General features: G+C 72.9%; 22 protein-coding genes and 2 pseudogenes. 13 read left to right on the forward strand and 11 right to left on the reverse strand.

Annotated features, from left to right (window positions below; translation table 11 throughout):
* Positions 1-79: 79 nt before the first annotated feature.
* A pseudogene (locus ACWDYF_RS06805) lies at positions 80-566 on the reverse strand (ATP-binding protein); the annotation flags it as partial.
* A 201-nt stretch (positions 567-767) separates the two neighbouring features.
* Between ACWDYF_RS06805 and ACWDYF_RS06810 the strand changes: the two are divergent.
* Both ACWDYF_RS06810 and ACWDYF_RS06815 read left to right on the forward strand, forming a co-directional pair.
* On the forward strand, positions 768-1628 hold the full coding sequence (locus ACWDYF_RS06810) for a helix-turn-helix domain-containing protein (protein ID WP_381743818.1): 861 nt from the start codon (positions 768-770) through the stop codon (positions 1626-1628).
* Positions 1629-1919, forward strand: a complete 291-nt coding sequence (locus ACWDYF_RS06815) for a DUF397 domain-containing protein (RefSeq protein ID WP_018567581.1) — start codon at positions 1629-1631, stop codon at positions 1917-1919. It abuts the gene before it with no gap.
* 229 nt (positions 1920-2148) lie between these two features.
* Here ACWDYF_RS06815 and ACWDYF_RS06820 read toward each other — a convergent pair whose 3' ends face one another.
* Together ACWDYF_RS06820 and ACWDYF_RS06825 are read right to left on the reverse strand one after the other, a co-directional pair.
* Positions 2149-3636: a glutamate synthase subunit beta gene (locus tag ACWDYF_RS06820; protein WP_389466661.1), complete on the reverse strand. Its 1488-nt coding sequence runs from the start codon at positions 3634-3636 to the stop codon at positions 2149-2151.
* Between the two features lie 283 nt (positions 3637-3919).
* Positions 3920-4597: pseudogene (locus ACWDYF_RS06825) on the reverse strand (DUF2293 domain-containing protein); the annotation flags it as partial.
* Positions 4598-4664: 67 nt separating this feature from the next.
* Between ACWDYF_RS06825 and ACWDYF_RS06830 the strand changes: the two are divergent.
* Both ACWDYF_RS06830 and ACWDYF_RS06835 read left to right on the forward strand, forming a co-directional pair.
* Complete coding sequence (locus tag ACWDYF_RS06830; RefSeq protein WP_389466659.1) at positions 4665-5297, forward strand: nucleoside/nucleotide kinase family protein; 633 nt, start codon at positions 4665-4667, stop codon at positions 5295-5297.
* A 142-nt stretch (positions 5298-5439) separates the two neighbouring features.
* Positions 5440-6234, forward strand: a complete 795-nt coding sequence (locus tag ACWDYF_RS06835) for a methyltransferase domain-containing protein (protein WP_037893677.1) — start codon at positions 5440-5442, stop codon at positions 6232-6234.
* A 35-nt stretch (positions 6235-6269) separates the two neighbouring features.
* On the opposite strand, the gene ACWDYF_RS06840 is transcribed toward ACWDYF_RS06835, so the two are convergent.
* Positions 6270-7247, reverse strand: a complete 978-nt coding sequence (locus ACWDYF_RS06840; protein WP_389466654.1) for a carbohydrate kinase family protein — start codon at positions 7245-7247, stop codon at positions 6270-6272.
* Complete coding sequence (locus tag ACWDYF_RS06845; RefSeq protein WP_389466650.1) at positions 7244-8149, reverse strand: pseudouridine-5'-phosphate glycosidase; 906 nt, start codon at positions 8147-8149, stop codon at positions 7244-7246. The genes ACWDYF_RS06840 and ACWDYF_RS06845 overlap by 4 nt, the downstream gene beginning before the upstream one ends.
* Positions 8150-8256: 107 nt before the next feature.
* On the opposite strand from ACWDYF_RS06845, the gene ACWDYF_RS06850 reads away from it, so the two are divergent.
* The gene (locus tag ACWDYF_RS06850; protein ID WP_389466648.1) at positions 8257-8685 is read left to right on the forward strand and encodes a VOC family protein; all 429 of its coding nucleotides are present in this window, start codon (positions 8257-8259) and stop codon (positions 8683-8685) included.
* A gap of 73 nt (positions 8686-8758) precedes the next feature.
* On the opposite strand, the gene ACWDYF_RS06855 is transcribed toward ACWDYF_RS06850, so the two are convergent.
* Positions 8759-9331, reverse strand: coding sequence for a methylated-DNA--[protein]-cysteine S-methyltransferase (locus ACWDYF_RS06855; RefSeq protein ID WP_389466644.1), 573 nt, complete (start codon positions 9329-9331; stop codon positions 8759-8761).
* 99 nt (positions 9332-9430) lie between these two features.
* A complete protein-coding gene (locus ACWDYF_RS06860) occupies positions 9431-10303 on the reverse strand; it encodes a glycerophosphodiester phosphodiesterase (protein ID WP_381743826.1) in 873 nt (290 codons plus the stop codon).
* Positions 10304-10584: 281 nt separating this feature from the next.
* Here ACWDYF_RS06860 and ACWDYF_RS06865 point away from each other — a divergent pair, with 281 nt between their 5' ends.
* The 7 genes from ACWDYF_RS06865 to aroQ all read left to right on the forward strand — a co-directional run bounded on the left by ACWDYF_RS06865 (position 10585) and on the right by aroQ (position 19690).
* Positions 10585-11478: an MHYT domain-containing protein gene (locus ACWDYF_RS06865; RefSeq protein ID WP_381743827.1), complete on the forward strand. Its 894-nt coding sequence runs from the start codon at positions 10585-10587 to the stop codon at positions 11476-11478.
* 40 nt (positions 11479-11518) lie between these two features.
* Positions 11519-13666, forward strand: a complete 2148-nt coding sequence (gene uvrB / locus ACWDYF_RS06870) for an excinuclease ABC subunit UvrB (RefSeq protein ID WP_451584262.1) — start codon at positions 11519-11521, stop codon at positions 13664-13666.
* 176 nt (positions 13667-13842) lie between these two features.
* Complete coding sequence (locus ACWDYF_RS06875; protein WP_018567593.1) at positions 13843-14421, forward strand: TerD family protein; 579 nt, start codon at positions 13843-13845, stop codon at positions 14419-14421.
* A gap of 58 nt (positions 14422-14479) precedes the next feature.
* Positions 14480-16594, forward strand: a complete 2115-nt coding sequence (locus ACWDYF_RS06880) for a TerD family protein (RefSeq protein ID WP_389474486.1) — start codon at positions 14480-14482, stop codon at positions 16592-16594.
* Between the two features lie 281 nt (positions 16595-16875).
* Positions 16876-17880, forward strand: coding sequence for a TerC family protein (locus ACWDYF_RS06885; RefSeq protein ID WP_018567595.1), 1005 nt, complete (start codon positions 16876-16878; stop codon positions 17878-17880).
* Positions 17881-18007: 127 nt separating this feature from the next.
* Positions 18008-19108 (forward strand): calcium:proton antiporter, encoded by a 1101-nt coding sequence (locus ACWDYF_RS06890; RefSeq protein ID WP_381743830.1) that lies wholly within the window; start codon positions 18008-18010, stop codon positions 19106-19108.
* Between the two features lie 123 nt (positions 19109-19231).
* Entirely contained in the window at positions 19232-19690 is a 459-nt protein-coding gene (gene aroQ, locus ACWDYF_RS06895) for a type II 3-dehydroquinate dehydratase (protein ID WP_018567597.1), read from the forward strand.
* A gap of 40 nt (positions 19691-19730) precedes the next feature.
* Here aroQ and ACWDYF_RS06900 read toward each other — a convergent pair whose 3' ends face one another.
* Together ACWDYF_RS06900 and ACWDYF_RS06905 are read right to left on the reverse strand one after the other, a co-directional pair.
* Positions 19731-20387, reverse strand: a complete 657-nt coding sequence (locus tag ACWDYF_RS06900) for an MBL fold metallo-hydrolase (RefSeq protein WP_018567598.1) — start codon at positions 20385-20387, stop codon at positions 19731-19733.
* A 51-nt stretch (positions 20388-20438) separates the two neighbouring features.
* Positions 20439-21125: a maleylpyruvate isomerase family mycothiol-dependent enzyme gene (locus ACWDYF_RS06905; RefSeq protein ID WP_389474483.1), complete on the reverse strand. Its 687-nt coding sequence runs from the start codon at positions 21123-21125 to the stop codon at positions 20439-20441.
* A 236-nt stretch (positions 21126-21361) separates the two neighbouring features.
* Between ACWDYF_RS06905 and uvrA the strand changes: the two genes are divergently transcribed.
* Entirely contained in the window at positions 21362-24370 is a 3009-nt protein-coding gene (gene uvrA / locus ACWDYF_RS06910) for an excinuclease ABC subunit UvrA (RefSeq protein WP_018567600.1), read from the forward strand.
* Positions 24371-24478: 108 nt separating this feature from the next.
* Here uvrA and ACWDYF_RS06915 read toward each other — a convergent pair whose 3' ends face one another.
* Both ACWDYF_RS06915 and ACWDYF_RS06920 read right to left on the reverse strand, forming a co-directional pair.
* Positions 24479-25390 carry a carbohydrate kinase family protein gene (locus ACWDYF_RS06915; RefSeq protein WP_389474481.1) on the reverse strand — a complete coding sequence of 304 codons (912 nt, stop codon included), beginning with the start codon at positions 25388-25390 and terminating at the stop codon, positions 24479-24481.
* The gene (locus ACWDYF_RS06920; RefSeq protein WP_389474479.1) at positions 25387-26439 is read right to left on the reverse strand and encodes a LacI family DNA-binding transcriptional regulator; all 1053 of its coding nucleotides are present in this window, start codon (positions 26437-26439) and stop codon (positions 25387-25389) included. Before ACWDYF_RS06920 ends, ACWDYF_RS06915 begins: the two co-directional genes overlap by 4 nt.
* Positions 26440-26671 lie beyond the last annotated feature (232 nt).

The following is a 26671-nucleotide window of genomic DNA, read 5'->3' on the forward strand; positions in this document are numbered from 1 at the left end:
TCCATGGGTGCCGCTGCGTCCACGGGACGCCGTACGTCCGTGGACGCCGTCACGTCGGCGGCGGGACCGTCCGCCGTGGCGGCCGCGCGGGGCAGGTCGGCCCACACGACGAGACCGTGGCCCAGCTCCTGCGCTCCCCAGGCGCGGCACAGGGCCTCGACCAGGAGGAGTCCTCTGCCGTGCTCCTCCTCCGGCCGCTGCGGCGAGGAGTGCGGCTCCCCCGGGGCGCAGCCCTCGTCGCGCACGGATATGCGCACCAGGTCGTCGCCGTCGAGCAGCTCGCAGACGACCTGGTTGCTCGCCGTGTGCACGATGGCGTTGGTGACCAGCTCGGTGACGATCAGGGCCGCGGTGTCACAGGTGTCCTCGCACACCGACCAGCCGGTGAGCCGTGACCTGGTCAGTCGTCTGGCCTGTGCGGGCGAACCCGGATGCGCGGCCAGTTCGAAACGGAACCGGCGCTCGGCAACGGCCCCGGTGGGGCCCGCTCCCGTGGCGGCGCCGGGGGCGAGAAGACCCGCGGCGGCGTCTGTTCCTAAGGGCGGGGACGGAATCACGCTTGCCACTATCTCCCCGCCGTGAACACTTGGCAAGTGTCACTATGAAAAATGCAGAGTGCTGTATGACGCGGTGAGGGGCCGTGGCACACTGCACGCAACAGCATGTCGCGCGGCGCCAGTTGAGATCGGCCGGAGATCCCTCGGGTCTTCGAATGAATCTTCGAATGGCGCCGCAGGGCTGTCAGGACTTTCAACTGGAGGTGGAGGGTGAGCGAACCGCGGTCCGCGCCGACCGTCGGGCAGGTCGTGCTCGGTCGGCGCCTCCTCGACCTGCGGGAACGCGCGGGACTCAAGCGCGAGGAAGCCGCCCGCATCCTCCGCGTCGCCCCCGCCACCGTCCGCCGGATGGAGATGGCCGAGGTCTCCCTCAAGATCCCGTACCTCCAGCTCCTGCTGAAGGCCTACGGCATCCCCGACGACGAGGCCGACGCCTTCGTACAACTGGCCGAGGAGGCCAACCGGCCCGGCTGGTGGCAGCGGTTCCACGACATCCTGCCGGGCTGGTTCTCGATGTACGTCAGCCTGGAGGGCGCCGCCGCGCTCATCCGGTCCTACGAGCCGCACTTCGTGCCCGGCCTCCTCCAGACCGAGGACTACGCGCGCGGGGTGCTCACCTCGGGCGCCATAGGCCAGACCAGCCCGGAGGACATCGAGCGCCACGTCGCGCTCCGTATGCAGCGCCAGGCCCTGCTCACCCGCTCCGACGCGCCCCGCTTCTGGGTCGTCCTGGACGAGACCGCGCTGCGCCGCCCGGTCGGCGGCCCGGAGGTGATGCGCACCCAGATCGACAAGCTGCTCGACGCCACGAAGCTGCCCAACGTGACGCTACAGATCGCCCCGTTCTCCTCGGGGCCGCATCCCGGTACGTACGGGCCCTTCGTGCTGTTCCGATTCGCCATGCCCGAACTGCCGGACATGGTCTACAGCGAGTACCTGACCGGCGCCGTCTACCTGGACGCGCGCAGCGAGGTGGCGACCCACCTGGAGGTCATGGACCGCATGGCGGCGCAGGCCGCCACAGCACATCGCACGAAGGAGATCCTCCGGGATCTCCGCAAGGAGTTGTGAATGGATCACATCACGTCCCAGCCCTCGCCGAGCCGTCGCGGCCGGCGGGTCCGCGGCGAGCGGATCTACAACGGCATGCCGGCCAGGGAGCTGGGCAGCGAGGGCTGGCACAAGCCGTGGAGCGGCGGCAACGGGGGCAACTGCCTGGAGGCGATGAAGCTGGCCGACGGTCGCATCGCCGTACGCCAGTCGACCGACCCGGACGGTCCTGCCCTCATCTACACCACCGACGAGATGACCGCCTTCATCGAGGGCGCCAAGGCGGGGGTGGCCGACTTCCTGCTCTCCTGACCGGCTTCCGCTGTTTTTCTTGCACGGCCCTTCTTGCACGGTTTCTTCTTAACTCTTGGCACTGACTTGATCCCCACCGACATCGACCGCTTACCGTCCGCCCGTCCCTCTCGCGACCGCTTACATTCCGGCTTACATTCCGCCTGACCGCAGACCGCAGACCGCAGACCGCAGACCGCAGAACCGCCGGACACCGGTTACGGGTGACCGTGTTCCCGCCCCGGCGGGCCTACACCGCCATCGGGCGGTCGTACGGCCCGATCGGGGCGGGCAGCCGTGAACCGCCCGTCAGATAGCGGTCGACCGCCGCGGCCACCGCCCGGCCCTCCGCGATCGCCCACACGATCAGCGACTGCCCGCGACCGGCGTCCCCGGCGGCGAACACCCCGGGGACGCCCGTCTCGAAGTGCGGGCCGCGCACGATCGTGCCGCGCGGCGCCAGTTCGAGCCCGAGTCCGTCGACGAGTCCGTCCCGCCGGTCCGGCCCGGAGAACCCGAGCGCCAGCAGCACCAGATCGGCCGGCAGCGTCCGCTCCCGGTCCGGCAGCGGGCGGCGCCGCGCGTCCACCTCGGTCAGGTGCAGCTCGCGCACATGCCCCTGCCCGTCACCGACGAGACGCAGCGTCGACGCGGCGAACAGCCGGGCGTCGGCGTCCGCGGCGGGCGCCGTACGCAGTTCCCCGGCCTCCTCGTGCGCGGCGGACATCCGGTAGATCTTCGGGTACGTCGGCCACGGCTCGCTGTCCTCGTCGCGCTCCGCGCCGGGCCGGCCGTAGATGTCCAGCTGGGTCACGGACGCGGCGCCCTCCCGCACCGCCGTGCCCAGGCAGTCGGCGCCGGTGTCGCCACCGCCCACGATGACCACATGGTGCCCGGCCGCCGACATCGGCGAGACCTCGATGTCCCCCTCGCACACCCGGTTGGCCAGCGGCAGATACTCCATCGCCTGCCGCACTCCGGCCAACTCCCGCCCCGGCACGTCCAGTTCGCGCCAGGCCGTGGCGCCGGTCGCGATCACCACCGCGTCGTGCCGCGCCCGCAGCCGGTCCGCGCCGATGTCCCGCCCGACCGCCGTGTTCGTACGGAACCGGGTCCCCTCGGCGCGCATCTGCTCCAGCCGGCGCTCCAGATGGCGCTTCTCCATCTTGAACTCCGGGATGCCGTACCGCATGAGACCGCCGAGCCGGTCGTCCCGCTCGTACACGACGACCGTGTGTCCCGCGCGGGTCAGCTGCTGCGCCGCGGCGAGCCCGGCCGGTCCCGAACCGATCACCGCCACCGTCCGCCCCGACAGCCGCTCCGGCGGGCGCGGCGGGGTGAACCCCTCCTCCCAGGCGCGGTCGGCCACGGCGCACTCGACGTTCTTGATGGTGACCGCCGGCTGGTTGATCGCCAGCACACACCCCGCCTCGCAAGGCGCCGGACACAACCGCCCGGTGAACTCGGGGAAGTTGTTGGTGGCGTGCAGCCGGTCGCTCGCCGCCCGCCAGTCGTCCCGGGCGACCAGATCGTTCCACTCGGGGATGAGATTGCCCAGCGGGCACGCCTCGTGGCAGAACGGGACCCCGCAGTCCATGCACCGGTCGGCCTGCTCACCGATGATCGGCAGCAGCGCACCCGGGACGTACACCTCGTCCCAGTCCCCGGCCCGCTCCGGGACCGGCCTGCGGGGCCACTCCCGGCGAGGCGTGTTCAGGAAACCCTTGGGATCGGCCATGGCCGTCTCCCTCGTGCTCGGGCGGCACTCTTCCGGCCACGGGGCGGGCGCGACTCTCCTGGTCACGATACGTCGCGCCGGACGCGTGCGCAGAGCGGTGGGGCCCCTCGCCCGCGCGACCGATCCCGCCGAGTGGTTCGCTTCGCGCCCCGTGCGCCTCCTGCGCCTCGTGTGCCCCGCATGCCCCGTGTGGCTCGTGCGTGCCCGCTGCTTCGGTCGGCCCCGCTTCGGGGGGCGGTGCTGCGGTCGTCTCCGCTTCGGCCGTCTCCGGTCCGGTCGTCTCCGCGGCGCGCCACGTCCGCAGTACCGACTCCACGGTGTCCGCGATGCGCCGCCGCGCCTCGGGCCGCGGCACTCCGTCCATCAGCAGCCGGTCGTACGGTGTGTCCAGATGCCGTACGGACGCCCGCACCGCGCACACGACCGCGCCCTCGGACAGGGCCCGGCCCGCCGCGCTGCGCCCCACCCGTCCGCTGCCGCGCTCCGAGGCGTGCGCCGCGACGGCCTCTGCGCGTCCGGGCGGGCATCCGGGAAACAGCCGCCGTATCTCCGCCGCGAACGCCTCCGCGAACCGCAGGTCCCGCGCCGCCCGCCGCCGCGCGTCCCGGGCCCGGCGCCGCCGCCGCGCCTCGGCGTCGGCCAGACACCGCTGTTCGGCGCGGGCGAGGGCCGCCTCCTCGACGAGGACGCCCTGCCGTTCGTAGCGGCCGCGGCGCCGGGCGAACCGCACCACCGGGACCGACAGCGTGCTCTCCTCCCGTGACCTGTGGGTCAGCGCGGTGTCGCCGCGCGGCAGGAACACCAGGTGGGCGAGGTCCGCGCAGTCCGGGCAGCGGGGCCGCCCCTCTTCGAGGACGAGCAGGGACAGCGGCCCGCGGCGGCACGCCGAGCAGTGCTTCCCGCGCAGGGGCTGGATCGCGACGAGGCCCTGCGGAAGCGGGGGTGCGGGGAGCGGGGCCATGTGGGGTACATGCCCGTACCGCCCTCGGCCCATCCGCGGGCGTCCCCGGCTGCCGCATCATGGCCGTGTGCGACTCGAAGCGATCACCTGGGAACGGCTCGGCGACCTCCTGGCCGAACGGCTGCTCGACGTGGAACCGGGTGACGGCGGCGCCTGGCCGCGCGTCGCCTTCGACGGCGCCCCCGCCGCCCGCCCCGGCGACCTGGCCGCGCGCGTCTCGGAGGCGCTGCGCGTACGCGGTCGGCCGACCCTGGTCGTCGGCACCGAGGGCTTCCTGCGGCCCGCCTCCCTGCGGTTCGAACACGGCCGCCGGGACGTGGACACGTACTACGACGGCTGGCACGACACCGGCGCGCTCTGGCGCGAGGTCTTCGGGCCGCTCGAACCGGGCGCGGACGGCCGGGTCCTGCCCGACCTGTGGGACCCGGCCACCGACCGGGCGACCCGCAGCCCGCACGTCCGGCTGCCGCCCGGCGGACTGCTGCTGCTCCACGGCCCCCTCCTGCTGCGGCACTGGTTCCCCTTCGACCTGAGCGTCCACGTCCTCCTCTCGCCGGGCGCCCTGCGCCGCCGCACCCCCGAGGCCGACCACTGGACGCTGCCCGCCTTCGCACGCTACGAGGCCGAGACCGACCCGGCCGCCACGGCGGACGTCCTGATCCGCGCCGACGACCCACGCCACCCGGCCTGGAACGGCTGACCCCCTCGACGACGGCCGAACCCCTCCGACCCCGCACGCACCACGATTCCCGGCGCCGCACCCCGGCCCCGGCCGTCCTTCCCCGCCCCGGACGGCCTCCCCTCCGCCGCCTCCTCCGCGCCCCCCGCGAGATGATCGGGGCATGACGCACGGCGACGGATATCTGCTGGACAACCGGCAGGACGAGGCAGGAGAGCGTTTCGATGCCTTCGCGCACCTCTTCGACCCCACCACCTTCCGGCATCTGGACGCGCTCGGCGTGGCCCCCGGCTGGCGGTGCTGGGAGGTCGGCGCGGGCGGCACGTCCGTCGTCTCCTGGCTGGCGGACCGGGTCGGCCCCACCGGGCGGGTCGTCGCGACCGACATCGACACCACCCGGCTCGCCGCCACCGCCCGCCCGCCGGTCGAGGTGCGCACGCACGACGTGGGCGCCGAGGAGCCGCCGGGGGAGGGCTTCGACCTGGTGCACGCCCGGCTCGTCCTGGTCCACGTCCCCGACCGGGAGCGGGCACTGCGGTCCATGATCGCGGCGCTGCGCCCCGGCGGACGGCTGCTCCTGGAGGACGCCGATCCGGCGCTGCAACCGCTGATCTGCCCGGACGAGCACGGCCCCGCCGAGGAACTGGCCAACCGGCTGCGGCGCGGCTTCCGCGGACTGCTCGCCGGCCGCGGGGCCGACCTGGCGTACGGGCGCACGCTGCCCCGGCTGCTGCGGGAGGCCGGGCTGCGCCGGGTCGAGGCCGATGCCTTCTTCCCGGTCGCGTCGCCGGCCTGCACCGCCCTGGAGTCGGCCACCGTCCGGCAGATCCGCGGCCGGCTCGTCGCCGCGGGCCTGGCCACCGACGAGGAGATCGACCGCCACCTGGCCAACGTCGCCACCGGCACCATGGACCTCGCCACCGCCCCGATGTTCTCGGCCTGGGGGCACAAGGAGTAGCGCCGCACCCGAGCAGCCACGGCGTGTCCCAGGGCTCACGAGGGCACCGCTCCCCGTGCCCGCCGAGGCGGTCTCGCGCCCACCCGCGCCACCGCGAGCGCGCCCGCACGGCAGCCGTCCGCCGCCGCGGTCCCGGGTCCGGCGCCGTCGGTGAGCGCGGCGAGGAACGCACCCGTGAACGCGTCACCGGCGCCGGTGGTGTCCAGCGGTACCACCGGCCGGGCGGGCACGCGGGCGCACACGGCGCCCGAGCGGGCCACCAGCGCACCGTCCCGGCCGCCCTTGGCCACCACCAGCGGGAAGCGCCGGCTCAGCGCGGCCGCCGCGTCCGCCGGATCGGCCGACCCGGTCAGCAGGCACGCCTCGTCGCGGCTGGGCAGCAGGACGTCCACGCCTTCGGTGAGCGCCAGGAACCGCTCCACGCCCAGCGTCGCGAGGAAACCCGCCGAAGCGGGATCCAGGCTCACCGGTACCCCACGCGCGCGTGCCGACCCGACGGCCGTCGTCACCAGCGCCCGGCCCGTCCCGGAGAACAGCAGATAACCCGACAGATGCAGCCGGGTGACCCCGTCGAGCAGCGCCGGGGACCAGTCGGCGGGCTCCAGACGCAGCGACGCCCCGCTGTCCGTGAGGAACGTGCGCTCCGCCGCGGCCGCCCCGTCGACCAGGCAGACCACCGTGCCGGTCGGCGCCTCGGGGTCCACGACGAGCCGGGCCCGCACCCCCGAAGCGGTCAGTTCCCGTTCGTGCCAGGCCGCCGTGTCCGCGCCCACCCGGCCGAGCAGCCGCACCTCGGGGCCTCCCCGGTACGCGGCCCAGCAGGCCACGTTCGCCCCCGCGCCGCCGGGCAGCAGCCGGATCGCGGCGGCGGTGTCGGTGCCGGGCGCGAGCGGCCCCGGGTGCCGGGCCACGACATCCGTGACCACGTCCCCGACCACCAGCAGCGCGCCCGCCCCGGCGCGCGGGGTCCCGGTGCCCCCGTCACCCCCTGCCGCCTCCCGCCCGGTGCTCACATCCGGGCCCAGGCGGCGGCGATGCGCCCGGCCAGCCGGACATTGCCGCGGACGGCCGCCAGATTCGCCCGGAGCGAGGCGCCGTCCGTGTGCCGGACGAGGAAGTCCAGCAGGAACGGCGTCACCGCCTGGCCCGTGACCCCCTCCGCCTCGCACGCGCGCAGCGCGTCGGCCAGCACCCGCGCGTGCAGCCCGGGATCGAGCTGTTCCTGCGGCGGGACCGGGTTGGCGACGATCAGCGCGGACTCGGGCGCCCGCAGCGTGTTCTGCGCCCGCATGACCTCGGCCACCTCCTCGGGCGTGCGCAGCGTCCAGTCCACCGGATGCCCCGAGTCCGACAGATAGAAGCCGGGGAAGCAGTCCGTGCCGTAGCCCGCCACCGCCACGCCCAGCGTCTCCAGCCGCTGCAAGGTCGCCGGCACGTCCAGGATCGACTTCACCCCGGCGCACACCACCGTGATCCGGGTGCGCGCCAGCAGCCCCAGGTCGGCCGACTCGTCCTGGGTCACCGTCCACTGCCGGTGCACCCCGCCGAGCCCGCCGGTCGCGAAGACACGGACCCCCGCCAGCGAGGCCAGCAGGGCGGTCGCCGACACCGTGGTCGCCCCGCTCGCCCCCGCCGCCACGGCGAGCGGCAGGTCCCGGTGGCCCAGCTTGCGGATCCCCTCCTCGTTCGCCACCCGCTCCAGCCGGTCCTTGTCCAGACCGATGTGCGGCCGCCCGTCCAGCACGGCGATCGTCGCCGGTACGGCGCCCTCCTGCCGCACCGCGTCCTCCAGCTCCAGCGCCACCTGGAGATTGCGCGGGCGCGGCAGCCCGTGCGCGATGATCGTCGACTCCAGGGCCACCACGGGACGCCGCTCCGCGAGCGCCTCCCGCACCTCTTCGGACACCACCAGCACGTGCCTGCCTCCCGTCCGCCACGGCTCTCCCTCCCCTCATCTCTGGCGGGCCCCGGCCCCGGTCAAACCCCTTGCGGCCCAGGCGGCACGGCACCAGCCTGGAATCCATGACGGACAACACGACACGTCTCGACCACGTCGTCCTCTGGGTGCGCGACCCGCTCGCCGCGGCCGGCTTCTACGAGAAGACGCTCGGCTTCGAGCCGCTGAGAACCGCGGAGTTCACCGCGGGCGAGGCGTCCTTCCCCTCCGTACGCGTCAATGAGGAGACGATCCTCGACCTCGCACCGCTCGACCTCGTGCAGGGCATGAACATGCTCCCCGGGGCGGCGGGCAGCGCGGGCCACCCGGTGAACCACGTCTGCCTGTCCCTGCCCGCCGACGCCTTCGACGCGCTGCGCGCCCGCCTGGAGCAGGGCGACGTCCCCGTGTCACGCCTCGCCCACGACTCGTACGGGGCCCGCGGGGCGGCCCGGCGCAGCTTCTACTTCCGCGACCCGGACGGCAACGTCTTCGAGGCCAGGCACTACGACTGAGCCCGCCCGCAGACGAGGACCCGCGCGCCGTGGACCCGGAACACCCGCGACCCGCGCACCCGCGCGCAGGCGCTCAGAACAGGGGCTCGGGCAGGACGCCCTCCAGCGCGAGCAGCGCGCGCTTGGTCTCCAGACCGCCGCCGAAGCCGCCTATGCCGCCGTCCCGCTCGACGACCCGGTGGCAGGGCACCACGACCGGCAGCGGATTGGAGCCCATCGCCACGCCCACCGCCTGGGCCGCGCCGGGCTGGCCCACCCGTCCGGCCAGATCGCCGTAGCCGACGACCGAGCCGAACGGCACGTCCGCCGTCAGCGCGCGCAGCACCTGCCCGTTGAAGCCCGAGTCGCCCGGGAGCATGGACCAGTCCAGCGGCAGCTCGAAGTCCCGCCGCTCGCCCGCGAAGTAGGCGTCCAGCTGGCGTATCGCCTCGGCGAGCAGCGGGGAGCCGGGCGCCTCGACGGGCGTGGCGCCCAGCCGGGCGGCGAGCCGGGCGAGCGCCCGGTCGCGCACCGCCTCGGTGGCGTGGAACACGACGTTGACCAGTCCTTCGTCGGTCACCGCCAGCAGCAGGGGGCCGATGCCGCTGTCGACCACGGCCCACACGACCTGCCGCCCGCTGTGCTCGTCCTGCTCGTGCTTGTCCATGCCGACCACCGTACGGGCCCCCACTGACAAACCCCGCCGACCTGCGGTTTCCCGGCCCGCGGGGGCGGATCGGCACGGCCGGGGCCGCGTCAGGCAGCGTCAGGCAGCGTTCAGGGCCTCGCGCACCACGTCCGGCTTGTCGGTGATGATGCCGTCGACGCCGTAACCGGCGACGGTCCGGGCACGGGCCGCGTCGTCGACCGTCCAGGCGAACACCCGCATCGGCCTGCCGTGCGGCCCGGCGACCGCGTGGACACGGGAGACGTAGTCCGCCGACAGCGTCCCGTACGACGGGTTGACCAGGTCGGCGAAGCCCGCGTACCGCGGCAGGTCCGCCGGGTCCGGCCGGCCGAGGAAGGCGGTCGTGACCCCGGGCGCCAGGCCGTGCACGGTGCGCACGCTGTCGGCGCTGAAGCTCTGCACGATCAGCCGGTCCGCCAGATGCCGCCGGTCGAGCCAGCCCTCGTCGCCGAGCAGCTTCAGCGTCTGGCGCTCGATGCCGGGGTACAGCTCCGGGTTCTTGACCTCCAGGAGCAGCTTCTCGTGGTTGTGCTCGACGCGGCGCATGTACTGCGCGAGCGTCGGCACGCGCGTGCCCGCGTAGGCGGGGGAGAACCAGCTGCCCGCGTCCAGGCGCGCGATCTCGGCGGCGGTGAAGTCCTTCACCTGCCACGGTGACCGGCCCGGGAAGACCTCCTCGACGTTCGTGGTGCGGCGCAGACTGTCGTCGTGCAGGACGACGAGTTCGCCGTCCTTGGTGCGCTGGACGTCGTTCTCCACCCAGCGGAAGCCGAGGGCCGCCGCCTTGTCGATCGAGGCCAGCGTGTTCTCCGGGGCGTAGGCGTCGGCACCCCGGTGGGCGACGACCAGGGGCCGTTCCTGGACGCCCGCCGCCCGGACCTCGGCGGCGGGCGGCAGCACCAGGGCTCCCAGGAGCGCGGTGGTCGTGGCGGCAACTGCGCGCGCGTGCATGCGGACTCCTCGTTTCGTGTGATCACCGACAGTGCAAGAGTGACAGCGAGGAGTCATTCATCGGGGATGATGGCGCATCGGACACGCGGACGAGGGAGTCGTGCCGGTCCCGTCACCGGGGCCGCACATCTGAGGAAGGGTCGTGCTTCTTTGCCGGAAAGTCGTTCGACCGTTCCGGCGGGGGCCATACTCTCTGCGTCAACCCTGGCCGCGGGGGCGGTCATGGGGCGGGGGCGACTCCCTCACATTCCGGGGCTCGACAGGGCGGAAGGGAACCTCGCATGCACGGCACGGTCGACGGATTCGGCTACGGGCTCGTCACTCCGCTGGTGGCCTGTCTCATGGCCTGCCTGGGCGGGGCGCTCGGCCTGCGCTGCACCACCCGCGCCCTGCTCGTCGCCCACTCCTGGCGCCCCGGCTGGCTCGCCCTCGGCTCGGCCGCCATCGGCTCGGGCATCTGGACCACGCACTTCGTGGCGATGATGGGATTCACCGTCCGGGGGGCGCCGATCCACTACGACCGGCCGACGACGTACGCGAGCCTGGCCGTGGCGATCGTCATGGTGGGCGTCGGGGTCTTCATCGTCGGCTACAAGGGCGCCACCGGCTCGGCGCTGTTCACCGGAGGCACCGTCACCGGTCTGGGCGTCGCCTCCATGCACTACCTGGGCATGGCCGGGATGCAGTTCGACGGCACCTTCGAGTACAACACCCTCACCGTCGCCGCCTCGGTCGTCATCGCCGTCGTCGCGGCGACCGCCGCCCTGTGGGCGGCCGGGCAGGTCAGGGGGTTCCTGTGGAGCGTCGGCGCGAGCCTCGTCATGGGCCTCGCCGTCACCGGCATGCACTACACCGGCATGGCCGCGCTCAGCGTGCACCTGCACGGCACGGGCGGCACCCCCGCCCCCGGCGAGTCACCGGCCGCGCTGCTCGCCCCCATGCTGATCGGCCCGCTCGCCTTCCTGGTCCTGGCCGGGGTCGTCGTCCTGCTCGACCCGCTGATGGTCATGGGACACAAGGACTGGGTCCCCGTGGTGCACGAGCCGGGGGTCCCGGCCCGCGCCCCGGCTGCCCGGCCCGCCCGCCGCCCCGCGCCCGGCCCCGGCCATGCCGCGACCGGCCCCGGCCGCCGGTCCCCGGCCTCGCGCAGCCCGCGCACCCCGCAGAACCGCTGATCGCGGCCCGTTGTCAGTGGGGGGTCGTACGGTGGATGGCATGCGGCCCGTTTCCCAGATCGAACGCACGGTGGCGCCCTTCGAGGTCGTCAGCCCCTACCAGCCCAGCGGCGACCAGCCGCAGGCCATCGCCGAGCTCGCCCGGCGCATCGAGGCGGGCGAGAAGGACGTCGTCCTGCTCGGCGCGACCGGCACCGGCAAGTCCGCCACGGCCGCCTGGATGATCGAGAAGCTCCAGCGCCCCACGCTCGTCATGGCCCCGAACAAGACATTGGCCGCCCAGCTGGCCAACGAGTTCCGCGAGCTGCTGCCCGACAACGCCGTCGAGTACTTCGTCTCGTACTACGACTACTACCAGCCCGAGGCGTACGTCCCGCAGTCGGACACGTACATCGAGAAGGACTCCTCGATCAACGAGGAGGTGGAGCGGCTGCGGCACTCCGCGACCAACTCGCTGCTCACCCGCCGCGACGTCGTGGTGGTCGCCTCCGTCTCCTGCATCTACGGCCTCGGCACCCCGCAGGAGTACGTCGACCGCATGGTCCCCCTCCGGGTCGGCGACGAGATGGACCGCGACGAGATGCTGCGCCGCTTCGTCGACATCCAGTACACGCGCAACGACCTGGCCTTCACCCGGGGCACCTTCCGGGTCCGCGGCGACACCATCGAGATCTTCCCGGTCTACGAGGAACTGGCCGTCCGCATCGAGATGTTCGGCGACGAGATCGAGGCGCTGTCCACGCTGCACCCGGTCACCGGCGAGATCATCAGCGACGACCAGCAGCTCTACGTCTTCCCGGCCTCCCACTACGTCGCCGGACCCGAGCGCATGGAGCGCGCCGTCCGGGGCATCGAGGAGGAGCTCAAGGAGCGCCTGGCCGAGCTGGAGACGCAGGGCAAGCTGCTGGAGGCCCAGCGGCTGCGGATGCGCACCACGTACGACATCGAGATGCTCCGCCAGATCGGCACCTGCTCGGGCGTGGAGAACTACTCGATGCACTTCGACGACCGCGGCCCCGGCACCCCGCCCAACACGCTGCTGGACTACTTCCCGGACGACTTCCTCCTCGTCATCGACGAGTCGCATGTGACCGTCCCGCAGATCGGCGCTATGTACGAGGGCGACGCCTCCCGCAAGCGCACCCTGGTCGAGCACGGCTTCCGGCTGCCCTCCGCCCTGGACAACCGCCCGCTGAAGTGGGAGGAGTTCCAGGAGCGCATCGGCCAGACGGTGTACCTGTCGGCGACCCCCGGCCAGTACGAGATGTCCCGCTCCGACGGCCAGGTCGAGCAGATCATCCGCCCCACCGGACTCGTCGACCCGGAGGTCGTGGTCAAGCCCACCGAGGGCCAGATCGACGACCTGGTGCACGAGATCCGCGCGCGCACCGAGAAGGACGAGCGCGTCCTGGTCACCACCCTCACCAAGAAGATGGCCGAGGACCTCACGGACTACTTCCTGGAGCTGGGCATCCAGGTGCGCTATCTGCACAGCGACGTCGACACCCTGCGCCGGATCGAGCTGCTGCGCGAGCTGCGTTCCGGCGAGTACGACGTCCTGGTCGGCATCAACCTCCTGCGCGAGGGCCTGGACCTCCCCGAGGTCTCCCTGGTGGCGATCCTCGACGCCGACAAGGAGGGTTTCCTCCGCTCGGGCACCTCGCTCATCCAGACCATCGGCCGCGCGGCGCGCAACGTCTCCGGCCAGGTCCACATGTACGCCGACAAGATCACCCCGGCGATGGAGAAGGCCATCGACGAGACCAACCGCCGCCGGGAGAAGCAGATCGCCTACAACAAGGCGAACGGCATCGACCCGCAGCCCCTGCGCAAGAAGATCAACGACATCGTCGCGCAGATCGCCCGCGAGGAGGTCGACACCGAGCGGCTGCTCGGCACCGGCTACCGCCAGGGCAAGGACGGCAAGGGAGCCAAGACCCCGGTCCCGGTGCTCGGCGACCCGGCGGCCAAGGGCGCCAAGTCCCCGAAGGCCGCCAAGGGCAAGGGGAAGGAGACGGTGCCGACCGACCGCCCCGCCGCCCAGCTCGCCGAACAGATCGAGCAGATGACCGACCGGATGCGCGCCGCCGCCGCGGAGCTCCAGTTCGAGGTCGCGGCCCGGCTGCGCGACGAGGTCTCCGAGATGAAGAAGGAACTGCGCCAGATGCGGGAGGCCGGACTGGCCTGACGGGAGAGACGGGTGCCCGGGGAGCGCCGCCCCGCGGGCACCCGCGTTCGCGCAGTGTTGCAAGACCGACACAAAGTGCGGACCGGAGTGCGGCGATGTCAGTGCCTCTGCGTAGGGTGCTGATCAACCGCGCGAACCCGCGGCAACAGGGGAGCAGTCCGAGAGGGGAATCAGCCGTGACCGTCAACATGACCAAGGGTCAGGCCATCAGCCTGCAGAAGAACGACGGCGGCAGCCTGACCGCGGTCCGCATGGGTCTCGGCTGGCAGGCAGCCCCCCGGCGCGGTCTGTTCGGTTCGCGTACGCGCGAGATCGATCTCGACGCCTCCGCCGTGCTGTTCGCCGACAAGCAGCCGGTCGACGTCGTCTTCTTCCGCCACCTGGTGAGCGACGACGGCTCCGTGCGCCACACCGGTGACAACCTGGTCGGCGGTGTCGGCCAGGGCGGCGACGACGAGGCGATCCTCGTCGACCTCCAGCGCGTCCCGGTCCACATCGACCAGATCGTCTTCACCGTGAACTCCTTCACGGGCCAGACCTTCCAGGAGGTGCAGAACGCCTTCTGCCGCCTGGTGGACGAGACCAACGGCCAGGAGCTGGCCCGCTACACCCTCGCCGGCGGCGGCAACTACACCGCGCAGGTCATGGCGAAGGTGCACCGCGCGGGCAGCGGCTGGACGATGACGGCCCTCGGCACCGCGGCCAACGGCCGTACGTTCCAGGACCTGATGCCGGCCATCCTGCCGCACCTGTAGGACGGCACCGGCGGGCGGGCACGACACGAGCAGCGGCACGGCACAGGGGGAGAAGGCGATGACGGCCGAGCTGGTGCGGGGGCAGAACCACCCGCTCTCCGAGACGCGCCTGGAGATCCGGGTCTCCGCCGGGACACCGGTGGTGGCCCTGGCCACCACCGGCGACGAGCAGGGCACGGTCCTGGGCACCGCCGGGGTGGCACATCCCGGCGCCCCGGTGCTGCCCGGCATCGAGGTCTCCCGCCAGGCGGCCGCCGACCACCGGCTCGCCGTCGACCTGGACGCGGTGCCGGAGACGGTGCACCGGGTGGACGTGCTCCTCGCCCTGCCCGGCGGCGGCCACGGCCCGGCCCGGTTCGGCGCGGTCGCCGCCCCCTTCGTGGCCGTCACCGGCCTGGACGGCGGCGAACTCGCCAGCTACACGCTCACCGGCCTGGACGCCGAGTCGGCCGTGATCGCGCTGGAGCTCTACCGACGGCAGGGCGCCTGGAAGGTACGCGCCGTCGGCCAGGGATACGCCGACGGTCTCGCCGAGCTGCTGGCCGACCAGGGGCTCGCCCAGGCCCGCGAGCTGGCGGGCACCGTCGAGGAGGCGGTCGCCGGCGGACTGGCCCGCTCGGTGGCCGCCCCGCCGCCGCGCACGGCGGACGGCGAGCGCTCCCGGCGGACCACCGCGTCCGCCCCGGGCACAGGACCGGGCGACCCCACGGCCGCCCCGACCGCCACGGGAACCGCCCCCGCGGCCCCGGCCCCCGGTTACGCGGGCCGGACCACCGGCACCCCCGCGCCCCCGGCCGCGCAACCGCCGCGCCCGGGTACCGGCCCGGCACCGACGTCCCCGTCCCCGTCCCGGGCCGACACGCCCCCGTCCGCCCCCACGCCTCCGGCGGGCCCCACGGCCCCGACAGGCCCCACCGCCCCCACGGCTCCCACCGCCTCCACGACAGGGGGCCCCATCGACTACAGCCACCCGCGACGGCAGACGACGGCCCCGCCCCCGCCCGCACCCGCCGCGCCCCCGGCGGAGCCGGGACAGCCCGCGCGGCCCGTGGCCGGCGACGCGACCGGCTGGTCCATGGAGGAGCGCCTCTACAACCAGGTCTGGGGCATGTTCGAGGACCTGGCCCGCACCGCGGCCGCCTACCGCAGCGCCGTCGACTTCGCCGACGCGCGCCGGGACAAGGAGCTGGACCAGGTCCTGTCCGACCCGCGCAGCCGCATCGGCGGCCAGGCCGACGCCGTACGGCAGGCGGCACACGCCCGGCACGAGGAACTGGCCGACCAGGCCAGGGCCGCCCTCGACCGCGACCTCGCCCAGCTCACCGCCGAGTCCGAGGTGGTCGAGCCCGCGCTGCCGCCCGCCTACGCGGGCTGGGACAACCCGGTCTGGCACGGATACCGCGTGCCGATGGAGATCCCGATGGCCGTGCGGCTGGGCGACCTCCATCTGCCGGAGGAACCCGGCCTGCGCATCCCCCTGCTGGTCCGGCTGCCGCTGGAGCGCGGCCTGTGGATCGACAGCGGCCGCTCCGGGCTGTCCGGCGACACGGCGGCCGACGGCGAGCAGTCGCGGCGGCTGGCGATGGAGACGGCCGTGGCGCTCACGGCCCGCCTGCTCGCCGTGTATCCGCCGGGCGAGTTCGGCGTCCATGTCGTCGACGCGGCCGGGTCCGCGGCCGGACCCCTCGCGCCCCTGGTGCGCTCGGGCGTGCTCGCGACGCCTCCCGCGGCCGGTGCCGCCGGGGTCGCGGACGTGCTGGGCCGGCTCACCCGGCGGGTGGACCTGGTGCAGATGGCGGTGCGCGCCGGTGCGCCCGACTCGCTGCCGCCGGATCTCGACACCGCCGAGCAACTGCTGATCGTCCACGACTTCCCGCACGGCTTCGACGACCGTGCCGTGACCCAGCTGCGCTATCTGGCGGACGAGGGCCCGGCCGTGGGCGTCCATCTGATGCTGGTCGCGGACCGGGAGGACGCCGCCGCCTACGGCCCGCTGCTCGACCCGCTGTGGCGTTCGCTGATGCGCCTCACCCCCGTGCCCGACGACCATCTGGCCGACCCGTGGGTCGGGCACGCCTGGACGTACGAGCCGCCCCTCGTGCCGCCGGGGAGCCGGGTGGTCGAGCAGGTGCTCGCGCAGGTCGCCGCGGCGCGCCGCGACTGGGGCCGGTGAGCCGGCCGCCGGGCGGCCGCCCCGGCCGCACCATCTGCGTCAAGCACAGGTAAAGACAGGTTGATCAGGGCTTTTGATCTTTTCTTTGCCTTGCCCTTTACCTTTCCTTGGTGATTCGGGTACTGTTTTCCGTACGGAGGGGAGTACTCCCTATCTGCTGCGGCGTGCCCGTCAATACGGATCGGACCAGATCCCGGGGCGCCGGCCCGTCCCGGGTGGAAGAGACCTCCGGCAGCGATGACGCTGACTCATCTGCCCGTGACGCAACAGCCGGAGGCGCAGTGGAAGTTTCCATCAACCTGTGGGTCCTGACCATCGTCGGTCTGGCCGCGCTGATCGCGGTCGACTTCTTCATCGGCCGCAAGCCCCATGACGTGTCCGTCAAGGAAGCGGGCATCTGGACCGTCGTCTGGATCGCCCTGGCCGGCCTCTTCGGGCTCGGTCTGTTCCTCTTCGGCGGCGGGCAGCCGGCGGGCGAGTTCTTCGCGGGCTTCATCACCGAGAAGTCGCTCAGCGTGGACAACCTCTTCGTCTTCGTCCTGATCATGGCGAAGTTCGCCGTACCGACGCAGTACCAGCAGCGGGTGCTGCTGGTCGGCGTGCTGATAGCCCTGGTGCTGCGGGCCGTCTTCATCGCCGCCGGTGCCGCGATCCTCGCCAGCTTCTCGTGGGTCTTCTTCCTCTTCGGCGCGTTCCTCATCTGGACCGCCTGGAAGCTGATCCAGGAGGCCCGCTCCGGCGGCGACGAGGAGGAGTTCGAGGAGAACAAGCTGCTCAGGGCCGCCGAGCGCCGCTTCGGAGTGGCCGACCGCTACCACGGCACCAAGCTCTGGATCCAGCAGAACGGCAAGCGCGTCATGACGCCGATGCTGGTCGTGATGCTCGCCATCGGCACCACCGACGTCCTGTTCGCCCTCGACTCGATCCCCGCGATCTTCGGCCTCACCCAGGACCCGTACATCGTCTTCACTGCCAACGCCTTCGCGCTGATGGGACTCCGGCAGCTGTACTTCCTGATAGGCGGCCTGCTGAAGAAGCTGGTCCACCTCTCGTACGGCCTGTCGGTCATCCTCGGCTTCATCGGCGTCAAGCTCGTGCTCCACGCCCTGCACGAGAGCGGCGTGCACGTCCCGGAGATCAGCATCCCGGTCTCCCTCGGCGTGATCTGCGCGGTCCTGGTCGTCACCACCGTCACCAGCCTGCTGGCCACCCGGAAGCAGGCCGCGACCGAGGAGGTGCGAGAAGAACAGGGCGACGCCGCGCACAAGGACCGTGCCGATGTCTGAGCGCCGTACGGGGACGTCCTCCCGTCCCGCGACCGGGCCCGGATCCCCGCACCCCGAGGGTGCGGGGGCCGCCGCCCCGGGCGCCCACCGGAATGCGAACCCGGCCGGCCTCTGCGACGATCGCAGCATGATCACGCGGTTCAGGGCGCTAGCCAAGGCATGGACCACGGTCGTGCCGGTCCTCGCGGTCGTCCTGCTGGTCCTCACCTGGGGGCGGGGGCTGCCCGGAGCGATCGTCGTCCTGGTGACGGTGGTGCTGGCCGGCGCGGTGCTCGCCGCGGTCCACCACGCCGAGGTGGTCGCCCACCGGGTCGGCGAACCCTTCGGGTCGCTGGTCCTCGCCATCGCCGTGACCGTCATCGAGGTCGCCCTGATCGTGACCCTGATGCTGGACGGCGGCGACAAGAGCGCGACCCTGGCCAGGGACACGGTGTTCGCCGCCGTCATGATCACCTGCAACGGCGTGGTCGGACTCTGTCTGCTCGCCGGCTCGCTGCGGCACGGCACGGCCGTCTTCAACGCCGAGGGCACCGGCGCGGCCCTCGCCACCGTGGCGACCCTGGCCACGCTCAGCCTCGTGCTGCCCACGTTCACCACCAGCAAGCCGGGGCCGGAGTTCTCCGGTGTGCAGCTCACCTTCGCCGCCGTGTCCTCACTGATCCTGTACGGGCTGTTCGTGGCCACCCAGACGGTCCGGCACCGCGACTACTTCCTGCCCATCACCCGGCAGGGCGACGTCATCACCGCCGACGACCACGCGGAGCGCCCCTCCGCGCGTATGGCCTGGACCAGCGTCGGACTGCTGGCCCTCGCCCTGATCGGCGTGGTCGGGCTGGCGAAGGGCGTCTCGCCGACCATCGAGTCCGCGGTGGAGTCCGCGGGACTGCACCACGCGGTCGTCGGTGTGATCATCGCCCTGCTGGTGCTGCTGCCCGAGACCATCGCCGCCCTCCGCTCCGCCCGCCGCGACCGCGTGCAGACCAGCCTGAACCTCGCGCTGGGCTCCGCGATGGCCAGCATCGGCCTGACCATCCCGGCCGTCGCCCTGGCCTCCGTATGGCTCTCCGGGCCGCTCGTGCTCGGCCTCGGCTCCACCCATATGCTGCTGCTCCTGCTCACGGTGGTGGTCAGCTCGCTGACCGTCGTGCCGGGCCGGGCCACCCCGCTCCAGGGCGGTGTCCACCTGGTGATCTTCGCGGCGTACCTCGAACTGGCCATCAACCCCTGACGGCGAGGGCCGCGAGAGGGGCGGCCCGGGGAGGGGCGTCCGGAGCCCCGTGATAGACCGGGTCCGGCGGCGGTCACAGCCGACCGCCGCCGATCGCCGTGCCCCGACGGACCCGGAGGAACCGTGCCCCGCACCCTGGCCAACGCCCCGATCATGATCCTCAACGGCCCCAACCTGAACCTGCTCGGGCAGCGGCAGCCGGAGATCTACGGCTCCGACACCCTCGCCGACATCCAGGCCCTGTGCGAGAGGACGGCGGCCGCGTGCGGCGGCACGGTGGACTTCCGGCAGTCCAACCACGAGGGCGAGCTGATCGACTGGATCCACGAGGCCCGGCTCGGCCACTGCGGCATCGCGATCAACCCCGCCGCCTACTCCCACACCTCCGTGGCCATCCTGGACGCGCTCAACGCCTGCGACGGGATGCCGGTCGTGGAGGTCCACCTCTCCAACGTGCACCGCCGCGAGGCGTTCCGGCACCACTCCTACGTCTCGCTGCGCGCCGACGGAGTCATCGCCGGCTGCGGGGTGCAGGGGTACGCCTTCGCGGTGGAGCGGATCGCGGCCCTGGCCGCCGGGTGAGGGCTGCACACGGGGTGTGCGGCCCCCACCGGGTGGGAGGTCACCACCCGCGCGCGTGCCACTCCGGCAGATGCGGCCGCTCCGCGCCCAGCGTGGTGTCGTTGCCGTGCCCGGGGTAGACCCAGGTCTCGTCCGGCAGCGGCTCGAAGATCTTCGTCTCGACGTCGTGGATCAGGCTCGCGAACGCCTGCTTGTCGTGGTGCGTGTTGCCCACGCCGCCGGGGAAGAGGCAGTCGCCGGTGAACACGTGCGGGTGTCCGTGCGGGTCGTCGTACACCAGCGCGATGGAGCCCGGGGTGTGTCCGACCAGATGGCGGGCGGTGAGCCGCACATGTCCGACGCTGATCGCATCCCCGTCCCCGACCGGGAAGTCCGTCGGCACGGGAATGCCCTCGACGTCGTCCCGGCCCGCGTACGTACGCGCGCGTGTGGCCGCCACCACCTCGGCCAGCGCCTGCCAGTGGTCCGCGTGCCGGTGGGTGGTGACGACGGAGGCGATGCCGTCGTCACCGATCGTGCCGAGCAGCGTGTGCGCGTCGGCCGCCGCGTCGATCAGCAGTTGTTCGTCCGTGGCCCGGCAGCGCAGCAGATAGGCGTTGTTGTCCATCGGACCGACCGCGATCTTGGTGATCATCAGGTCCTTCAGCTCGTGCACGTCCGCCGGGCCGCCGACCCGCACCTCTCCGCTGTACGTCATGGCCGTCAGCCTATGCCGTGCGGGCCGAGGCCGCGGACCCCCGGGCGCCGGTCACAGCGGCGGAAGCTTCGGGAGCGCGCCGCCCGTCACGGTGAGCGCGGCGCCGTCCCGCCGTCCGGCGAGCCAGCCGAGCAGGTCGGCCGGGGCGCCCGTGACGGTGATCTCCGGCGCGGTGGCCTCCCGGCCGGTGCTCCACGCGCGCGTGCCGTCCGTCAGCCGGGTCGCCGGCACGTCGGGACGGCCCGTGAACCGCCGGGCGAGGAAGTCGGTCTCCCGCTCCGTGAACCCGTCCCCCAGGTCCTCCAGCTCGTAGCCGATGCCGAGGTCGACATGGTGCAGCCCGACCTCCGCCCAGCGCCGGAAAGGCACCCGGGAGGCGCTGTCGGTGACGCCGTTGCGCAGCTCCACCGTGCGCGACCAGTCAGCGGGCGCGGCCGCCACCCGCCCGAAGCGGGCCGCGCTCTCGCGCACGTCGGCGAGTTGCTCGTCCAGCGGGCGCGGGGCGTCGCGCTCGATGTCCGCGTCGCGCGCCTCGCCGGAGACGTACATGGGACGCCCCTCCAGGACGTTGACGAGTGCGTCCGCGTTGCGGGCCAGGTGGGCGAGGACATGGCCGCGGGTCCAGCCGGGCAGCCGTGACTCGTCGGTCACAGCCGCGTTGTCCAGTGCACCGGCCGCGCTGAGCAGTCGTTCGGTGGCTTCCTGTACAGACGCCAGGTCACGCGCGTGATCCATCATGCGCCCGACCCTAGCGGCGTCACACCTTCGGGTGAAGGAGGCGGACTACGGCCGCAAATCGAAAGCGCGTGCGATATCGTCGGCGGCGGCGTCGGGCATGCTGGAGAGCCGGGGATTGTTGGACCCTCCGGGCGGATCCGGGAATCCCACCCGGCGTTGTCAGTGGCTCCCCCTAGGCTGAAGAAGCACGGGGGCCCCGCCCCTGTCACTTCTCCCAAAGAAAGGTGCGGACCGGCGTGGCCGACCGTCTCATCGTCCGTGGCGCGCGCGAGCACAACCTGAAGAACGTGTCGCTCGACCTGCCTCGGGACTCGCTCATCGTCTTCACGGGCCTGTCCGGTTCGGGCAAGTCCTCCCTCGCCTTCGACACGATCTTCGCCGAGGGCCAGCGGCGCTACGTGGAGTCGCTCTCCTCGTACGCCCGCCAGTTCCTCGGCCAGATGGACAAGCCGGACGTCGACTTCATCGAGGGCCTCTCCCCGGCGGTCTCCATCGACCAGAAGTCGACCTCGCGCAACCCGCGCTCCACGGTCGGCACCATCACCGAGGTCTACGACTACCTGCGTCTGCTGTTCGCCCGCATCGGCAAGCCGCACTGCCCCGAGTGCGGCCGGCCGATCTCCCGGCAGTCGCCCCAGGCCATCGTCGACAAGGTCCTGGAGCTGCCGGAGGGCAGCCGCTTCCAGGTGCTCTCGCCGCTGGTGCGCGAGCGCAAGGGCGAGTTCGTCGACCTGTTCGCCGACCTCCAGACCAAGGGCTACTCCCGCGCGCGCGTGGACGGCGAGACGATCCAGCTCTCCAGCCCGCCCACGCTGAAGAAGCAGGAGAAGCACACCATCGAGGTGGTCATCGACCGCCTCACCGTCAAGGACTCCGCCAAGCGCCGCCTGACCGACTCCGTGGAGACCGCCCTCGGCCTGTCCGGCGGCATGGTCGTGCTCGACTTCGTCGACCTCCCCGCGGACGACCCCGAGCGCGAGCGCATGTACTCGGAGCACCTGTACTGCGCCCACGACGACCTGTCCTTCGAGGAGCTGGAGCCCCGCTCCTTCTCCTTCAACTCGCCCTTCGGCGCCTGCCCCGAGTGCACCGGCATCGGCACGCGCATGGAGGTCGACCCGGAGCTGATCGTCCCCGACCAGGACAAGTCCCTCGACGAGGGCGCCATCCACCCCTGGTCGCACGGCCACACCAAGGACTACTTCGGCCGGCTCATCGGCGCCCTCGCCGACGCCCTCGGCTTCCGCACCGACATCCCCTTCGCGGGCCTGCCGCAGCGCGCCAAGAAGGCCCTGCTGTACGGCCACAAGACGCAGATCGAGGTCCGCTACCGCAACCGGTACGGCCGCGAGCGTGTCTACACCACGCCCTTCGAGGGCGCCGTGCCCTTCGTCAAGCGCCGGCACAGCGAGGCCGAGAGCGACGCCAGCCGCGAGCGCTTCGAGGGCTATATGCGCGAGGTGCCCTGCCCCACCTGCGAGGGCACCCGGCTCAAGCCGGTTGTCCTCGCGGTCACGCTCATGGGCCGCTCGATCGCCGAGATCTCCGCGATGTCCATCAGCGACTGCGCGGACTTCCTGGGCGAGCTGAAGCTGACCGCCCGCGACAAGAAGATCGCCGAGCGCGTCCTCAAGGAGGTCAACGAGCGGCTGCGCTTCCTGGTCGACGTCGGCCTGGACTACCTGTCGCTGAACCGCGCCGCGGGCACCCTCTCCGGCGGCGAGGCCCAGCGCATCCGCCTGGCCACCCAGATCGGCTCCGGCCTCGTCGGCGTCCTCTACGTGCTGGACGAGCCGTCCATCGGCCTGCACCAGCGCGACAACCACCGGCTGATCGAGACCCTGGTCCGGCTGCGCGACATGGGCAACACGCTCATCGTCGTCGAGCACGACGAGGACACCATCAAGGTCGCCGACTGGGTCGTGGACATCGGTCCCGGTGCGGGCGAGCACGGCGGCAAGGTCGTGCACAGCGGTTCCCTGAAGGAGCTGCTCGCCAACGAGGAGTCGCAGACCGGTCAGTACCTGTCGGGCCGCAAGGCGATCCCGCTGCCCGGCATCCGCCGCCCGCTCGACCCGTCCCGGCGGCTCACGGTGCGCGGCGCCCGGGAGAACAACCTCCAGGACATCGACGTGTCCTTCCCGCTGGGTGTCTTCACGGCCGTCACCGGTGTCTCCGGTTCCGGCAAGTCGACCCTGGTCAACGACATCCTCTACACCCACCTGGCCCGCGAGCTGAACGGCGCGCGCAACGTCCCCGGGCGGCACACGCGCGTGGACGGCGACGACCTCGTCGACAAGGTGGTGCACGTCGACCAGTCGCCCATCGGCCGTACACCGCGCTCCAACCCGGCGACGTACACCGGCGTCTTCGACCACGTCCGCAAGCTGTTCGCCGAGACCACCGAGGCGAAGGTCCGCGGCTACCAGCCCGGCCGCTTCTCCTTCAACGTCAAGGGCGGCCGCTGCGAGAACTGCGCGGGCGACGGCACCATCAAGATCGAGATGAACTTCCTCCCGGACGTCTACGTCCCGTGCGAGGTCTGCCACGGCGCCCGGTACAACCGGGAGACCCTGGAGGTCCACTACAAGGGCAAGTCCATCGCCGACGTGCTGAACATGCCCATCGAGGAGGCCACCGACTTCTTCGAGGCGGTCCCGGCGATCGCCCGGCACCTGAACACCCTCAAGGACGTCGGCCTCGGCTACGTCCGGCTCGGCCAGTCCGCGACCACCCTGTCCGGCGGTGAGGCGCAGCGCGTCAAGCTCGCCAGCGAGCTCCAGCGCCGCTCCACCGGACGCACGGTGTACGTCCTGGACGAGCCGACCACCGGTCTGCACTTCGAGGACATCAGCAAGCTGCTCAAGGTCCTGTCCGGCCTGGTCGACAAGGGCAACTCGGTCATCGTCATCGAGCACAACCTCGATGTGATCAAGACCGCCGACTGGGTCATCGACATGGGCCCCGAGGGTGGCGCGGGCGGCGGTCTCGTCGTGGCCGAGGGCACGCCCGAGCAGGTCGCCGGGGTGCCGGCCAGCCACACCGGCAAGTTCCTGCGGGAGATCCTGGGCGCCGACCGCGTCAGCGACGCGGAACCGGTCAAGGCACCGCGCAAGTCCGCCGCCAAGAAGGCGGTGGCGGCCGCTGCCGCCCCGCGCAAGACGGCCACGGCCAGGACGAAGACCGCCGCGGCGGGCAAGAAGGCCGCCCCCGCGAAGAAGACCGCGCGGGCCCGCAAGGGCTGATCCGCCGCACGGCCACCGCAGGCGCCCCGTGGGACCTCCTCCCGCGGGGCGCCCGCATGCACGCGCGGGCAGGGCCCGCGTCGGCTACGCCTCTGCTCCTCTACTCCGCTACGCCTCGCCCAGTTCCGAGGCGTACGGCGGCTCCGCGCCCGCACGGGAGCAGGTGACGGCCGCCGCACGCGCCGCGAACCGCAGCAGTGCCGTCCAGCCCGCCGCGCCGAGACCGGCGAGCCCTTCCGGGGAGAGCGCGTCGCGGGCGGCCAGACCGTGCAGCAGCGCGGCGTTTACGGTGTCGCCCGCGCCGATCGTGTCGACGACCGCCACCTTCTCGCCGGGCACCGTGTGCACGGCGCCGTCCCGCGTGTGCGCGGTGAGCCCGTCGCCGCCATGGGTGACCACCACGGCCGACGGCCCGGCGGCCAGCCACTCGCGCGGGGAGCCGCCCAGCCACCGCGCGTCCTCCTCGGAGAGCTTCAGCAGGGTCACCGAGGGCAGCCAGCCGCGAAAGCGCGCCCGGTAGGCGTCGGCGTCCGGGATCAGCCCGGCGCGGATGTTCGGGTCCAGCGCCGTGAACACGCCCGCCCCGGCCGCCGTCCGCATCAGTTCCTCGTAGGCGCTCGCCCCCGGCTCCAGCACCAGTGAGCAGGTCCCGAACGACACCGCGCGGGTCCCGGCGGGCAGCGCGGCGGGCGCGCTGAACAGGCGGTCCGCGGTGCCGTCGACGTAGAAGGAGTACGCGGCCGAGCCGTCGGCGCCGACCGTCGCGACCGCCAGGGTGGTCGGCTCGCCGCCGCGCTGCACACCGCTGACGTCGACCCCGGCCCGCCGCAGCCCGTCCAGCAGGGCCTCGCCGAAGGCGTCGCGCGAGGTGCGGGAGCAGAAGGCGGCGGGGGAGCCGAGACGGCCGAGGGCGACCGCCGTGTTGTAGGGGCCGCCGCCGAGCGCCGGCTTGAGGTCGGCGAGGGCGCCCGCGCCCTGCGGTACCAGGTCGATCAGGGCCTCACCGGCGACGACGATCACGAGTCGGTTCCTTCCTCGGGCTGTGCGGGGCATCCGCAGGACGTGCGGTGGACGAAGGCGCAGGGCAGCCGCACCGTGCGGGCGGGTGCCTCCGGGTCGGCCAGGCGGTCCAGCAGCACCTGGACGGCGCGCGCGCCCAGCTCCCGGCCGGGCTGGGCGATCGCCGTCAGATTGGGGGAGAACAGATCGGCCCAGTCGAAGTCGTCGAAGCAGCACAGCGCCAGGTCGCCCGGGACGGACAGGCCCCGCTCGCGCAGTGCCCGCAGCGCTCCGATGGTCATCGCGTTGTTGGCCGTGACGAGCGCCGTGGGGGGTGTGGCCAGGGACAGCAGGGCGTCCGTGGCCCGGTGTCCGCCGTCCGCCGCCGAGTCGCCGTGCACGACGAGCCGCTCGTCGTGGGGGAGTCCGGCGGCGGCGAGACCGTGCCGGTAGCCGGTGATCCGCTCCCGGGTGGTGCTCAGTCCGGGCAGCCCCGCGACGAGGCCGATCCGGCGGTGGCCGAGCCCGGCGAGGTGGGTGACCAGGAGCGCGGTCGGCTCGGCGCTGTCGGCGCAGACCTGGTCGAAGCCCGGCGCGCCGGACGCCCCGGTGTCCGGCGCCGCGTCGATCAGCCGGTCGAGGAACACGGTCGGTACGGCGTGCCGCGCGAGGTAGGCGACGAGGGCGTCCGGCCGGGCCGAGGGGGCGACGATCATGCCGTCCACGCGGCGCTCGTGCAGGAGCTGGACCACCTTGCGCTCGTGCGCCGGGTCGTCGTGCGGATCGGCGATGAGCAGGCCGTAGCCGTGCTCCAGCGCGTGCGCCTCGACCCCCTGGAGGATCTCCGTGAAGTACGGGTTGCTGATGGCGGACACGGCCAGACCGATGGACCGGGTGCGGGCGGTGACCAGGGAGCGGGCGAGCCCGTTGGGCGTGTAGCCGAGCTGCTCCACGGCGTCGAGCACCGCCTGGCGGGTGTGGGGCAGCACCGGGCGGGTGCCGTTCAGCACGTGCGAGACGGTCGCCACGGAGACTCCCGCGTTCCGTGCGACATCGGCCATGGTCGGCATCGCGCGCCCCCTCCCGAGTGGCCTGCCGGTGTCCTCGTGGCGGGGACCGTACCGCATCCGGGGAGCCGCGTAAACGCTTGCGCAAGCGTTTACGCGGCCCGCACCAGCCCCCGGGGGGGCTTCGCTCCAGCGGCCTCCGGGCACGTCCCGGCGGCCCCCGGCGGCCCCGGCCCACCACCGCCCGGACCCGCTCCCCGCCCGTGCCTCGCCGGTGGGTATCGTCGGCGGTGCC

The organism is Streptomyces sp. NPDC003284 (assembly GCF_053589675.1).

Coding starts and splice junctions, on each gene's coding strand:
- ACWDYF_RS06815 (WP_018567581.1), top strand. CDS start 1,629: ATGGATCACATCACGTCCCAGCCCTCGCCGAGCCGTCGCGGCCGGCGG.
- ACWDYF_RS06880 (WP_389474486.1), top strand. CDS start 14,480: ATGACGGCCGAGCTGGTGCGGGGGCAGAACCACCCGCTCTCCGAGACG.
- ACWDYF_RS06820 (WP_389466661.1), bottom strand. CDS start 3,636: ATGGCCGATCCCAAGGGTTTCCTGAACACGCCTCGCCGGGAGTGGCCC.
- uvrB (WP_451584262.1), top strand. CDS start 11,519: ATGCGGCCCGTTTCCCAGATCGAACGCACGGTGGCGCCCTTCGAGGTC.
- ACWDYF_RS06865 (WP_381743827.1), top strand. CDS start 10,585: ATGCACGGCACGGTCGACGGATTCGGCTACGGGCTCGTCACTCCGCTG.
- ACWDYF_RS06850 (WP_389466648.1), top strand. CDS start 8,257: ATGACGGACAACACGACACGTCTCGACCACGTCGTCCTCTGGGTGCGC.
- ACWDYF_RS06855 (WP_389466644.1), bottom strand. CDS start 9,331: ATGGACAAGCACGAGCAGGACGAGCACAGCGGGCGGCAGGTCGTGTGG.
- ACWDYF_RS06905 (WP_389474483.1), bottom strand. CDS start 21,125: ATGATGGATCACGCGCGTGACCTGGCGTCTGTACAGGAAGCCACCGAA.
- ACWDYF_RS06900 (WP_018567598.1), bottom strand. CDS start 20,387: ATGACGTACAGCGGAGAGGTGCGGGTCGGCGGCCCGGCGGACGTGCAC.
- ACWDYF_RS06920 (WP_389474479.1), bottom strand. CDS start 26,439: ATGCCGACCATGGCCGATGTCGCACGGAACGCGGGAGTCTCCGTGGCG.
- ACWDYF_RS06860 (WP_381743826.1), bottom strand. CDS start 10,303: ATGCACGCGCGCGCAGTTGCCGCCACGACCACCGCGCTCCTGGGAGCC.
- ACWDYF_RS06890 (WP_381743830.1), top strand. CDS start 18,008: ATGATCACGCGGTTCAGGGCGCTAGCCAAGGCATGGACCACGGTCGTG.
- ACWDYF_RS06835 (WP_037893677.1), top strand. CDS start 5,440: ATGACGCACGGCGACGGATATCTGCTGGACAACCGGCAGGACGAGGCA.